Source organism: Rhodococcus sp. 06-221-2 (genome assembly GCF_002258365.1).
GTDB lineage: Bacteria > Actinomycetota > Actinomycetes > Mycobacteriales > Mycobacteriaceae > Rhodococcoides > Rhodococcoides fascians.
The window spans coordinates 152760-164651 of record NZ_NOYJ01000003.1; the positions used below are offsets into that span (position 1 = coordinate 152760).

An 11892-nucleotide genomic window follows, 5' to 3' on the forward strand; every position below is an offset into this window, starting at 1 on the left:
ACGTTCACCGGGTTCGACGGGTGGGTAGACGTTGCGGCTCCTACGATGTGTCGCGTCTGCGTTTGGGTGTACACGACAACGGCACTTCGCTCGGACCTCCTGCTGGTCACCAGCGATCCACGGCGTGCCACGAAATTGTCGAAGACCCGCTTACGTCGCGTTCTGGGACAAGCGATCTCTCCGACGTCCGCCGTCGTCGTTCCGTTACGTCCTGGGCGCAAGCACATTCTTCCTCATGCCCGGTGGGGTCGGGTCGCCGTCGACGACATCGCGCTTCCATGGACAGAGCACGACGCGGAACGCCTGAGCGCAGTCGTGCGATTGCGACGGCGAGGGTTCTCCCTGGCCGCCCTTGCGCGCGCAGCGCCGGCATTCAGCACGCTCAAGAACATTCCGCATCGAACGTGGACGTCTGTGTTCGCGGATTGGGACAGCCTCGATCCGTGGCGAGAGCGGCCTGTGTACCTCGACCTCGCAGCGACGGCTTCAACGTCAACCAGAGGCACGGCATGACCCCGATCAGAGCTACGACACCGACCCAAACCTGGCTGGACGCAGCCAGCTTCCTGCCGCCCGTCACCGGTGCAGCAGCAATAGCCGAACGACTGTTGCTGCTGCTGCACTACGGAATCAACTGGGACACCGGGTGGGTGGGACGCCGGAGAGAGCTGTACTGGGACCACCACCTGCCAGACCGAGTCCGGGTCGCGACATACACCGGCGGAGCCGACCTCGATCGATGGTGGAGCACCGTGGCAACCGATCTCGAGTCAGCGCCGTCGACGAAAGAACAACGCCTCGAACTATCGGTCCTTCTACGCGAGGAATCGATACCGGTCCTGACCCTCTTACGGGAAAACACCACCGCCCTCGTACTCCGAACACGGATCGTGGCCGAAGCTGTTCAAGCGCGCCGGGCCACCACAGCGACTGCTACATCGCCCAGGAGGCAGAAGTGACCTCGACCCTGCGCTGGCAGCTCGACATCACAGCGGTCTCGGCGATCTCGCACCGCGGTGAACACAGCGCCACCACAACGACCTTGTTCCGGCGCGAAAAAATACTGCAGCCCAACGGTTCCGCAGCCTTGGTTCCGATTGTGTCCGGCAACTCCTTCCGAGGGGCGCTCCGGCGGATCGGAGAGGAGCTATTACGGGACGCCCTTGCATACGAAGGGCTTCTCAGCTTGTCTGCAGCTCACACACTTCGGAACGGGGGCAGCCTGACCAAGGTCACCGGAGAGCCACTGTCCGGCGAACGGCTCCACCGGCTCCGTACATTGAACCCACAGGTCAGCGTCTTTGGCGGCAGCGGCGGCGGTCGAATGATCGACGGCTGTCTCCGCGTGGGCAAAGTGATTCCGCACGTCCTCGAAACCGACCACCTCATGAGCCGTCCCGCACCTGACCGTGCTGTCTTGAGCCAATTCGACACCATGGCGCTCGAACGATACAGCCGGTTCGACGATTCCACCGATCATGACTTCCCCACAGTCGCCCGAACCGACGCAGCCACCGTCGACGGTAGCTCTCTGATGCGTTACGAGATCGAAACACTGCCTGCCGGTACACGATTCGAGTCCTTCTTGCGTCTCGATCGCGCAACCGATCTGGACGTGGCCTTCTTCTCCGACGTCGTCGGCAGGTTCGTCGAGTCCGGAACCATCGGCGGGCGTACAGCTATCGGACACGGTCTCGTCCGCACCAGCTTCGAGCGGACCCTTCTCGCCGGCGACGACCCGAAGGAGCTCGACTGGCGAACCCATCTTCGAGAGCGCCGTGAGGAGGCGCTGGAAGTCATGGAGGCGCTGACGTGATGAGGCCGTTTGAGGTGAAAGCACACCTGGCGGTCGGACTTGCGCATGCAGCTCCATGGGCGACGAGCCTCGATGGCTTGCTCGCATCCGAGATGTGGGAAGACGAGAAAGCCGCTGCTCGGGGCCGCGGACAGTACCTCGAAGCCGCCGGCCCCGACGAAGTGCCCGCCGATCTGGATCTGCCACTCGCTCGGTGCACTCTGGGGGGAGGCGACGACTGGCATTGGTGCGCTACATACGCCTATCCCGAAGACCCGGTCGACGCCCCGGAAATCCATCACTGGAGCGGACGCCCCGACCACCGTGCGCTCGAGCAACTCTCGAGGTACCGACCATCGGTCATCTCCGACCGGCAGGGCCGATATCGCGCACGCCAGATGCCGCTCCTACTGACCTCCACGCGGACTGTGCTCTGGCGAGGTGTCGGCGACATCGACCGGGTGAGCGCAACCCTGGCATCGATCGATGCAATCGGGAAGAAGCGCAGCCAGGGTGAGGGGCAGGTGCTGAGATGGGAAGTGCATCCCGTCGACATCGATGCCTGGTCGGCCGGCCACCTCCATCCGAACGGCCACCTCGGTCGCCTGAGCCCACGGATCTGTCTGCAGGGCAAACCAACAGTCGAAACAGGCGGTTTGGGCCGAGGCGCGATACGGCCACCGCACATGCACTGGTCGAGAATGCGCGAGGTATGCATGCCATGGACACCCCAGTGACCCGTGAATCGGCACCGGAAACGTTGCGGGACAGCAACTTGTCGGAGTCGAACGCCATACTGACAACTATGCGAATCCGAACCCTCGATGGTCCACCGCTACCTGCCGAAATCTTGGCCCATGCGGCGCGCGCGGTCGTTCTTGCGGACCTTCTCGCCGGCCAAGACATCTCCTGCGGCGAGAAGCTTTCAGCGAGGAGCGACGCAAGTCGAGACGCTTCAACAATCAACCGCGGTTGACCGCGCCGACTATAACGGGGTCGGCATCACCGGGCAGGTTTGACCGGCGACTCGCGCGTTGATTCACGCTGTGCGGGAGCGTATTCGGTACACCTGCCGGGTGGTGATTCCGAGCTGGCTTGCGATGGACTCGACTGGGACGTTCTGGGCCGAAAGCGTGGCTATCGTGAGCGCCTGTTGTTGATGCCGGGTAGGCCGGCTCTCTGTGGCTGTGGTGTGCTGAAGCTCTTGGCGCTCTCGTGGTGTCTTTCCGCCCCAAATGCCGTGCTGTTCGTTGTACGTCAGTGCATGGGCGAGGCAAGCAGCTCTGGCGGGGCATTCTGCGCAGACCCGCTTTGCTCTGCTGGTTGCTCCACCCGGGGGCGGGAAGAACTCCTCGGGGTCTGTCTGTGCGCACAATGCGTCCGAGCGCCATGACGAAATGTCCGCCGCCGCGGGCGGGGGCAGTGGCACGGCGATGGCTGTTTCGAGCGGTGTCACGTGTTGGGTCCTTTCTTTCGGGCGACCCGGCCTTTTTCGAGTGGGTTCGACGATATCGAGGGACCCGGACACTTCACCCAGCACACGTGGCGGTCCGGTGCTTTTTGAGCCCGGACCGCCACTGTCCCCGGCACTGAGTGCGCCGGGGACAGTGGCGGTTGGTGTGACTGGGTGAAAAGCGTTCTGGCGCGGTATGATTGAGGCGTTCTGTTGTTGGCGAGACTGACCATCTTGCCCATCTTTCGAGGAGTTTCAAATGCCGGATTTGGCGACTGCGGTAACTGTTGTGGATGCGTGCGGAAGGGCTGGTGTCCCGTCGTTGTTGATTTCGGGGCCGGGTATGGGGAAGTCGAGCCTGGTTCGAGCACTTGCTGCATCCGAAGGGGTGTTGTGCGAAACGGTCTTGGGGTCCTTGCGGGAGCCTGCCGACTTCGCAGGCCTGCCGGTAGTCCGTGAGAGTGGAGTGAGATTGGAGGCCCCGGATTGGGCGCGACGGCTACATGCAGAGGGCGGGGGCTACCTCTTTCTGGACGAGCTGACCACGAGTCCACCGGCCGTTCAGGCTGCGATGCTGGCAGTCGCACTGGATTTGAAGGTGGGTGATCTGCAACTGCCGAAGGAGACTCGGGTCATCGCAGGTGCAAATCCGCCCGATTGCGCAGCAGGGGGGTACGAGTTGGAGGCCCCCTTGGCAAACCGCTTCTGCCACATCGAGTTCACGCCGTCTGTCGATGAATGGCTCGACGGCATGGCCACGGGTTGGGCAAGCACAGCCTATTCGCGTGCGGTGACCAGCGACGAGCAGCGGGAGGCGTTGGTGCGCAGTTCCATCATCGGGTACATCCAGCGTGCACCCGAGGCGCTCGATGCGTTCCCGAAGGTCGGAGTGCAGACAGGTGGCGCATGGCCGTCTCGGCGCACCTGGTCGATGCTCGCGAAGGTGTTGCCACATCTTCGCGACGATGACAACGCCGCGACCAACGCGGTGGTGTTCGGCCTGATCGGGGAAGGCACCGGTGTCGAGTTCCTCGAATGGCGTCGCAACGCCGACCTCCCCGACCCCGTAGCCGTTGTCGAAAACCCCGAGACAGCGTTCGATTGGCGCTCGCGTCCTGATCTGGTGTGGGCCGTGCTGTCCGGTGTGACGGCGTGGGCGGCCTCGCGCGGCACTGTCGAAGCGTGGCGCAACGCCTGGGGTCCGCTGATTGCCGCCGCCGAGGCAGGAGCGCCCGACGTAGCCGGGGCTGCGGCACGAACCCTGGCGAAAGCGCGACCGGCGAAGGCCTCCGTTCCGGCCAGCGCGCGCCGATTTGCACCGATGCTGGTGGCAGCGGGCTTGGTCGAGGCAGCGGCATGAGCGGTGTGCGCGCGCTCGAACCGGCTGAAATGCGAGCGTTCCGACTCGCACGGCTGGTGTCGGCCGAACACATGCCCTACTTCATGCGCGCCCTGTTCGCAGCCCAACCCGTGGCGGCACCGGGCCTGGGTACCTTCGCGGTGGATGCTCGGTGGCGGCTGTACTTGGACCCGGATCTGTTGATCGGGCCTTGCGCATGGCCGGTGCCGATGGTCGGTGCAGTGCTACTGCACGAGGTCGGGCATCTGTTGCGGGCACATGCTGACCGCGCCGCCGCTCTGGGGAAGCCCATCGATCACCTGGTGTGGAACTTCGCGGCCGACGCCGAAATCAACGACGACCTGTTGGCTGCGGGAGTCGGCCTGCCCGAAGGGGTGATCACCCCTCAATCGTTCGGCTGCCTTCCCGGAGACACAGCCGAGCAGTACTACGACTACCTACGTGACCCGGTTGTGCAACCGATTGCCGTCGAACTCGCTGGCGCTGAAGGCGATCCGGGATGCGGATCAGGATCGGGGTGCCCTGCGGTCCCCGGCGAACTCATCGGCTCGGGAGAAGTGATCACGGAGGGACTGGACAATGCGGAAGCGGACCTGGTGCGCCGATCTGTCGCGCAGGCAGTTCGCGAAGCAGCTGGTACCGGTCGAGGTAGTGCCCCGGCGGGACTGGTCCGGTGGGCAGCTGATGTTCTCGCCCCGCCGACTGTGGCGTGGGATCGTCTGCTACGGGCCGTAATTCGGCGTGCGTTGGCAGAGCAGGCGGGTAGGACGAACTATTCGTACTCCCGTCCCTCCCGTCGTCGCATTCCTGGAATCGTCGCCCCGGCTATGCGGGGGCCGTCGATCACGGTTTCGCTCGTCATCGACACGTCCGGGTCGATGACGAGCGCAGACCTCGATGCCGCGATGGGCGAAGTGGCGGGAGTTCTCAAAGCTGGTGGCATCGCACGCGACCGGGTTCGGATTCTGGCGTGTGACGCCAAATCCACTACGGCACAACACGTACGATCGGTCGCTGATGTGACGTTGGTTGGTGGTGGCGGAACCGATATGAGGGTGGGAATCGCCGCAGCCAACGCTGCGCGCCCTGCACCCCACGTCGTCGTGGTGCTGACCGATGGCGATACACCCTGGCCCGACCGGCCCACGAGGTCGCACCTGGTGTGCGCAATCATCGGCGGCGTCCAGGGTAGGGGCGTCACACCGGCATGGGCATCGACGGTGCACGTGCCAGTCGGATCGGGGGCCACGCGATGAACGAAAGCGGACCCGTGGAACTGCTCAAGTACGCAGACAGGGTGCTCACCGGCACTGGAATCGCCGCCGCCGATATCCGCATCGTCGTCGCCAGCGCAGCGGCCGACGCCGCCACAATGGCGTTGCGCGCAGGGTGGGAGTGCGCGAGCAACGCCCTGATCCTCGTCGACGGTGACGAGCGATGAGCGTGGAGTGGTTCGACCTCGCGCAACGCCTCTACGCCGCCGAGAAGATGCAACCGGTCCCTCGGCTGGCACATGCAACCTTCAAGCCGTCCACGACCGCAGTGGCCGTGCGTGCGGTCACGCGAGGAACAACGCTGGCCGTGTCCGTCGCTCGAGATGGATGCACCGAAGAGTCCGCGCACGACACCGAGGCTCTGGCCCTGCTCGCTCGCAACGGGGCAACGACGGTGGGTACGGCTGAACCGGCCATGCTGCTCACTGATGACGCCGCGACGATACCGAGCCTGCTGGCCCTGGCGCGTGCGCACGCCCACCACCCTGATCCGGACATAGCGGGGGCTGCCGCCATGATCGGATGGTGGGCCGATCGGGCCGACCATCCCGGAACGTCGGCGGTGATCGATCTGGTTGCTGCGTCGTCCTCGCGTCTGGTCCTCGGCACTGCGCCCGACGCCGAGCGAGCGGCCCGAACATGGCGTTCCTGGCTCGGCATTACCGACGAGAGCGTCGCAGGCCTGCATGAGTGGGCAGCGTGCATCGCAACGGGACCGCTGTTGCCGCTTCTCGATCCGATACACGACGATGACCGATACTCCTGGGATCGGACATTGTCGGCCACGACTGCGGGCCACGACTGGTCACGGCCGGACAACTCAGCTAGTGCAGCCATGGGACTACGGACCCGATGCGATGCCGCCGACCTCAAAGCCGCTGCGTTGCTGAGTGATCCACTGTGGCGAGTACGAGCGCTGCACACGGGACACGTGGCCCAGGGCATCGCATCGGTGGCGGCACCGCCGACAGGTTCACGCCGCCGCAACGTTTCGGTGTCGGTGACCTGCGACCGGCTGGACTCGAGGATGCGGGTTGATTCGGCAGTTACGGGATGGGTCGGATCAGCACTCGATCAATTCTTCGAGCGCTTCTCTGCCGACGTCACGTCCGCACAGGTGGTCAACGGCAAACTGACGCTCGGTCTCGGCTCGGTCGGAGCGCACGCACCGAACGACGGAGACCAGGTGACCTTGATGCCCCAACCGCCTTCACCGGCGACGATGCGAGCAGGACGGGCGAGGTACTGGAATCTGTACCGCGCTCGCCGTTCCTGGCTTTCGACCGGACAAGCCCCGAGCGCCGTGCGCCGCGAAGTCCCGCTCGATGTCCTGATAGCGGGTGCAGAGGATGTCCAGGATCACTAGGGGATCAAAAATGTTCACTGACAACACATTAGAAGAAGAACGGCACAACAATGCGTATCGTCGCACCCCGAACGGACACCCCGAAAACCGCCGCAACACCTTTCACGGGAACCGAACCGTCATCGCCCGCCCACTGGCCCGGATCACAGATCATGGCCGACCCGATCACTGCACGCGTGCTGTTCTCTGTGTGGTCCGGAGACCCCGCCGTCGTCGTCCCGTCACCACCGGGCGCAGGAAAAACTCGACTGGTCGCGTTGCTCGCCGCCGCCTTGGCCCATCGCGCAGACCTACGGGTGGGTATCGCGGCGCAAACCCGAGAACAAGCCGTGGAAATCGCACGTCGGCTCGGCGCGCTGACAGATCGAGCAGCGTTGATCTGGAAAGCGAAAGCGCCCCTCCCCGACAGTGGAAACACTCCCGTAGTGGCAGGACGAAAAGTGCGGTGGTCGAATGAGACTGGCGCAATTCTCATCGGTACCACGGCGCGGTGGCTCTTCTCGGACCCGGACCGAATCGGTGCCGATGTGTTGATCGTGGACGAAGCATGGCAATGCACCTACGCCGATCTGGGGGCGCTCGGCGCGATGGCTCGACAGGTCGTCTGCGTCGGAGACCCCGGACAGATCGATCCGGTGGTCACAGGAGACGTATCGCGGTGGGAGGGCAGCGAGACCGCACCGAACCTGCCTGCCCCCCTCGCTCTGCAAGCAGCTCACGGCGATTCGGTCGGCGTGGTCCGTCTGCAACACACCTGGCGTCTCGGCGCGAGGACAACGGCCCTCATTCAACCGCTGTTCTACCCCGGCCTGCCTTTTACTTCCCGTCGCCCACCGGAGCATCTGACCGATTCCAGCGGCCCCGACCTGCCTGAACTCGCGCATCGGCCAGTGCGGGTCATCGGAGGCCCAACCGACCCCGTCCTGGCCACACAGTGCGCCCTGCGCGCGCGAGAACTGCTGGACGCCGATGTGACCACACCGGACGGGCAGCGGGCCATGACAGCGGCGGACCTGGCTGTCGTCGTCCCTCATGTCACGCAGGCTGCCGCTGTCCGGGCCTTGCTCTCGGATCACCCCGACGTACTTGTCGGCACCGCAAACTCTCTGCAAGGCCTCGAACGCGCCGCCGTTGTCGTGTTGCACCCGCTTGCCGGGTACCGGACAGCCGAGCCGTTCAATCTCGACTCCGGCAGAGCGTGCGTGATGCTCACCCGCCACCGAGCCCACATGACCGTGGTCATCGATGACGCCACCGCCCACGTCCTCCAACACGCCGAACCATCCCCGGCTCACGCCATCCATACCGGCCTGATGGCCGCACTGCACTGCACGCCCATCGTGTAGCGATTCCCACAAAAAGAAAGGCACACAACATGTCCGACGCATCTATCGAGTACAAGGCCGAGCGACTACCTGGCATCGAGACGTCGAAAGAACTCCGCGCATCGGTCGAGGGACGCGAGCGTCCGCGCATCGGCTACACCCTCGATACCCGAAGCCGGGACAACGGTGTTCGAGCGGCCAACGCTGCCGAAGGGCTGATCGCATACGCCAGGCCGATCGGCCTCGAAACCGAGGAGCTGACAACGGTGTTCGGAGACTTTCTGGGCGACCTGCGGCACCTTGCCGACGCCGTCGGCGTCGATTGGGACGCCGTGGACGAACGCGGTCAAGACCACTACCGCTGCGAGCTGTACGGGACCGAGTAGGGGACGCCTTGGGGAGAGGAGTGAGCGGCGGTTCGGTGCGCCGGGTCGCTGCTCGCCCCAGGCCCGTCCCCGGCACTGGGTGCGCCGGGGACGTTTTCGCTGCTGAGCCCTAGCGAACTCCGGGTCCGGTGGGTAGTGTCCTGGCGTATCGGCTTGGTGGGTGGTTCCACGAAGCCGCGGCGTCGACCATTTCGTTGTTGTCGCCGTTTTCACCAGATGAGCGGACTGACCATCCGACTTCCGAGAAGAGCAGAGGTGTGTCGAATATGAGAGTCCTCGTCCGGATCGACGGTAGGAATCATGGACCTGCGAGCAGTTCGGGTTCGCCGCGAGACTGCGCGCTGGCCGTAGCGCGTGGTGTGGCGGCAGTGTTGGCGGTTTTTGCTGCATTTGCCGGATTGGCCTGGGCTGCACTGCTACGCCGGACCGACCATGCCGCCATCGACGGAGATCCGCGCCGTGTAGCGATGGTGTTCGCCGCTTCTTGCTCGGCGTGTGCTGTAGCAACTGGGATCGAGTGGCTGCTTCGACGCCGCAGTGGCGCAATGGATACCGATCCCGTCCAGGGTGTGCGACCACCGAGAGAGGCTTCGTCGCAGCGCCACCGGACTGTGAACTCGAACAGTCGGGCGGCAGGGGAGTTCGACAGACCGGAGCGTCTGGCCGGTGCGACATCGTGACGAGAAAATTCGCCCCCGCACTTCGGATCGAGGTGATCGTCGTCCGCGATCCAGATGGTCCTACCCACATCCAAGTCTTCGTCGACGGTGTTCCGGCTGCAGCAACACAATTTCACATCGACGCAGGAAGGGGATGGACGTGGGGCGACTGGGCCGACACACGAGACTGCGATCTCGCGGTCATCTCATCCGGAGCGCGGGGAGCGCTCGAAGACGCCTACGACGATCCCCCCGGTGGTGACGCCGTCCGCGGCAGGATCGGTGACTGGCTGGACGGCGCTGAAAGATCGGAAAATTAAGCAGCAGAGTGATATCGCGCCGCGTTGTTGGTCGCATAGCGGCACAGAGACCAGTCAGAAATTGATCGACAGACCGACCATCTGTCCCACAGAAACGGGAGTACCCATGCAATCCTCGATCTCGACAACGCGGCCGCCCTCGGTCGACCTCTCACCGCACGCACGAGCTGCCGGCAGTACCGGCTGCAGCTCGAACAGTAAGGCGCACAGCGCCATCGCCAGCGAAGTCCATCGCCGGATGCAACACGGCCTGTCTGAGAGGTACTTTGCTGCTACTCCGAACGCCGCCGACCGCTTCCGACCAACCGTTCCTGACCATGAGCTGACGGACCACGTTTTCGAGGTGGTTTTCGGATTGCGGTGGCGGCAGGTGTTCGACTTGGCGCGCACCCTCGACGTCGAGTCCGATCTGCTGGAAACCGCACCGGAGACGGTCAGCGCCGCGTGGTGGTGCGCACCCGGCTGGCGGAAAGCGACACACGCTGCCCACACGGCGGCCTGCGGCGACAATCGGCGTCACGAACTCACAGCGACCATGAACCTGCTCGGCGTCCTCGGATGCGGGGCTGCCAGAGTCGCTGCCCGCGATGTCGGCCGAGGCTTGGTCGTACGAGATCTGATCGGTTCCGATTTCACTCAAGAGCACTACGACTACCTGACCGGGCCGTGGCGTCGCAACGTCGGCCCGGTCCATCCCGGCGACCGGCCACTAGACCAGTACCCGACGGCCCCGAACTCGCAACGCTTGTGACACCCGGGCGCATATTGCCCGCCCGGTGCGGCCACAGGAGAACGCTCCTGGGGTGCGATTCAGTGGCCGGCTGTCACAGACCTCACCGCGACGCTATCTACCCCGTGCAGGACTGCGTTTGCTATCGCGCTCACTACGAAAGGACTCCCTGATGGACCCACAATCCGGCCGAGACGGCCTCATCCACGACGTAGAGCGCCACCTCGCGGCCGAAGATGGCCGCCGCGAGGCTCGCACTGTTGCGCTTGCATGTGTCGGCTACGTCGTCGGCATGCTCGCGATCTTCAACGGGGCTCTGCCGATCGTGAAGGATCTGGTCACCGTCAGTTTGGTCATCTCCTTGGCCGGCACGTTGCTCGCTGCCTTCTCGGCTCTGACTCTGGCACTACTGCATCGTTGGTCAGACCGTTCGGACCGTAGGCGGCGCGGAAGCTGCGGGCATGCCGACTTGCCGGCGGAGGCGGTTCGATGAGCGCGCGCGGACGACTCCGCATCGCGGTGCCCATCGTGATGGCCGTACTCGCGGTCGGGACGTACACGTTCGGAACGCACGCCGATCCGCTCTCACGACCAGCGGTGGTCGACACCCCAGACCCAGCCGCGGCGAGCACGCCTGTACCCATCGCGCAGCTCCTCGCTCAGCTCGAAACGGTGGACTCGCTCGCAGACGTCGATGGATACGACCGATCCTGCAAGAAGGGCTCAGGGTGCGTGTTCGGCCCGGCGTGGACCGATGACTCGTCCGCCCCTGGATCGCACAACGGCTGTGACACTCGAAACGACGTCCTGGCAACCCAACTGATCGACGTCGAGTTCAAGCCCGGAACCCGCGACTGCAAAGTCGCAGCAGGGATACTCCACGACCCCTACACAGGATCGACGATCGACGACCTCGGGAAGATTCAGATCGATCACGTGTACCCGTTGGCGAGGGCGTGGGACGCAGGGGCGTGGGCCTGGTCGATCGACCAGCGAACCGCCTTCGCCAACGCCGTCGACATCAACTTGCTCGCGGTGGACGGACGTACGAATCAGCAGAAGTCGGACAAGGGAATCGACACCTGGCTGCCACCCAACGCGCCATACCAATGCCGTTACGTCACTTCGTATCTCACCGTGGCCGCGAAATACGACCTCGACATCACCAGCGCCGATGCGCAAACAGCGTCGAGCGTCTGCAGCCAATGACCCAACGTTCGGAGG

At 64.5% G+C, this 11892-nt stretch carries 14 protein-coding genes; 13 read left to right on the top strand and 1 reads right to left on the bottom strand.

What is annotated here, in order from left to right:
* Positions 1-509: 509 nt before the first annotated feature.
* Genes CH281_RS00880 through CH281_RS00890 form a run of 3 tightly spaced genes read left to right on the top strand, consistent with a single transcriptional unit; the run spans position 510 to position 2532 of the window.
* Positions 510-959 carry a hypothetical protein gene (locus CH281_RS00880; RefSeq protein ID WP_032364830.1) on the top strand — a complete coding sequence of 150 codons (450 nt, stop codon included), beginning with the start codon at positions 510-512 and terminating at the stop codon, positions 957-959.
* Complete coding sequence (locus tag CH281_RS00885; RefSeq protein ID WP_032364831.1) at positions 956-1816, top strand: hypothetical protein; 861 nt, start codon at positions 956-958, stop codon at positions 1814-1816. The genes CH281_RS00880 and CH281_RS00885 overlap by 4 nt, the downstream gene beginning before the upstream one ends.
* Positions 1816-2532, top strand: coding sequence for a hypothetical protein (locus CH281_RS00890; RefSeq protein WP_032364832.1), 717 nt, complete (start codon positions 1816-1818; stop codon positions 2530-2532). Before CH281_RS00885 ends, CH281_RS00890 begins: the two co-directional genes overlap by 1 nt.
* A 302-nt stretch (positions 2533-2834) precedes the next feature.
* Here the strand turns inward: CH281_RS00890 and CH281_RS27505 are convergent, their stop codons facing one another.
* The gene (locus CH281_RS27505) at positions 2835-3335 is read right to left on the bottom strand and encodes a WhiB family transcriptional regulator (protein ID WP_369597626.1); all 501 of its coding nucleotides are present in this window, start codon (positions 3333-3335) and stop codon (positions 2835-2837) included.
* Positions 3336-3507: 172 nt separating this feature from the next.
* On the opposite strand from CH281_RS27505, the gene CH281_RS00900 reads away from it, so the two are divergent.
* The 10 genes from CH281_RS00900 to CH281_RS00945 all read left to right on the top strand — a co-directional run bounded on the left by CH281_RS00900 (position 3508) and on the right by CH281_RS00945 (position 11877).
* Positions 3508-4608 (top strand): ATP-binding protein, encoded by a 1101-nt coding sequence (locus CH281_RS00900; protein WP_032364833.1) that lies wholly within the window; start codon positions 3508-3510, stop codon positions 4606-4608.
* Positions 4605-5864 carry a vWA domain-containing protein gene (locus tag CH281_RS00905; RefSeq protein ID WP_032364834.1) on the top strand — a complete coding sequence of 420 codons (1260 nt, stop codon included), beginning with the start codon at positions 4605-4607 and terminating at the stop codon, positions 5862-5864. The genes CH281_RS00900 and CH281_RS00905 overlap by 4 nt, the downstream gene beginning before the upstream one ends.
* Complete coding sequence (locus tag CH281_RS00910; RefSeq protein WP_032364835.1) at positions 5861-6049, top strand: hypothetical protein; 189 nt, start codon at positions 5861-5863, stop codon at positions 6047-6049. Before CH281_RS00905 ends, CH281_RS00910 begins: the two co-directional genes overlap by 4 nt.
* A complete protein-coding gene (locus CH281_RS00915) occupies positions 6046-7248 on the top strand; it encodes a hypothetical protein (RefSeq protein WP_032364836.1) in 1203 nt (400 codons plus the stop codon). Before CH281_RS00910 ends, CH281_RS00915 begins: the two co-directional genes overlap by 4 nt.
* A gap of 50 nt (positions 7249-7298) precedes the next feature.
* Positions 7299-8594: an AAA family ATPase gene (locus CH281_RS00920; protein ID WP_032364837.1), complete on the top strand. Its 1296-nt coding sequence runs from the start codon at positions 7299-7301 to the stop codon at positions 8592-8594.
* Positions 8595-8623: 29 nt separating this feature from the next.
* The gene (locus CH281_RS00925) at positions 8624-8959 is read left to right on the top strand and encodes a hypothetical protein (RefSeq protein WP_032364838.1); all 336 of its coding nucleotides are present in this window, start codon (positions 8624-8626) and stop codon (positions 8957-8959) included.
* Between the two features lie 676 nt (positions 8960-9635).
* A complete protein-coding gene (locus CH281_RS00930; RefSeq protein WP_032364839.1) occupies positions 9636-9938 on the top strand; it encodes a hypothetical protein in 303 nt (100 codons plus the stop codon).
* A gap of 343 nt (positions 9939-10281) precedes the next feature.
* Complete coding sequence (locus CH281_RS00935; protein ID WP_032364840.1) at positions 10282-10689, top strand: hypothetical protein; 408 nt, start codon at positions 10282-10284, stop codon at positions 10687-10689.
* A gap of 151 nt (positions 10690-10840) precedes the next feature.
* On the top strand, positions 10841-11161 hold the full coding sequence (locus tag CH281_RS00940) for a hypothetical protein (protein ID WP_015586223.1): 321 nt from the start codon (positions 10841-10843) through the stop codon (positions 11159-11161).
* Entirely contained in the window at positions 11158-11877 is a 720-nt protein-coding gene (locus CH281_RS00945) for an HNH endonuclease family protein (RefSeq protein WP_032364841.1), read from the top strand. Before CH281_RS00940 ends, CH281_RS00945 begins: the two co-directional genes overlap by 4 nt.
* Positions 11878-11892: the final 15 nt, after the last annotated feature.

Bases quoted from the DNA above. Each gene is read 5' to 3' on its own strand.
- CH281_RS00880 (WP_032364830.1), top strand. From the start codon at position 510: ATGACCCCGATCAGAGCTACGACACCGACCCAAACCTGGCTGGACGCA.
- CH281_RS00890 (WP_032364832.1), top strand. From the start codon at position 1,816: ATGAGGCCGTTTGAGGTGAAAGCACACCTGGCGGTCGGACTTGCGCAT.
- CH281_RS00900 (WP_032364833.1), top strand. From the start codon at position 3,508: ATGCCGGATTTGGCGACTGCGGTAACTGTTGTGGATGCGTGCGGAAGG.
- CH281_RS00905 (WP_032364834.1), top strand. From the start codon at position 4,605: ATGAGCGGTGTGCGCGCGCTCGAACCGGCTGAAATGCGAGCGTTCCGA.
- CH281_RS00910 (WP_032364835.1), top strand. From the start codon at position 5,861: ATGAACGAAAGCGGACCCGTGGAACTGCTCAAGTACGCAGACAGGGTG.
- CH281_RS00915 (WP_032364836.1), top strand. From the start codon at position 6,046: ATGAGCGTGGAGTGGTTCGACCTCGCGCAACGCCTCTACGCCGCCGAG.
- CH281_RS00920 (WP_032364837.1), top strand. From the start codon at position 7,299: ATGCGTATCGTCGCACCCCGAACGGACACCCCGAAAACCGCCGCAACA.
- CH281_RS00925 (WP_032364838.1), top strand. From the start codon at position 8,624: ATGTCCGACGCATCTATCGAGTACAAGGCCGAGCGACTACCTGGCATC.
- CH281_RS00940 (WP_015586223.1), top strand. From the start codon at position 10,841: ATGGACCCACAATCCGGCCGAGACGGCCTCATCCACGACGTAGAGCGC.
- CH281_RS00945 (WP_032364841.1), top strand. From the start codon at position 11,158: ATGAGCGCGCGCGGACGACTCCGCATCGCGGTGCCCATCGTGATGGCC.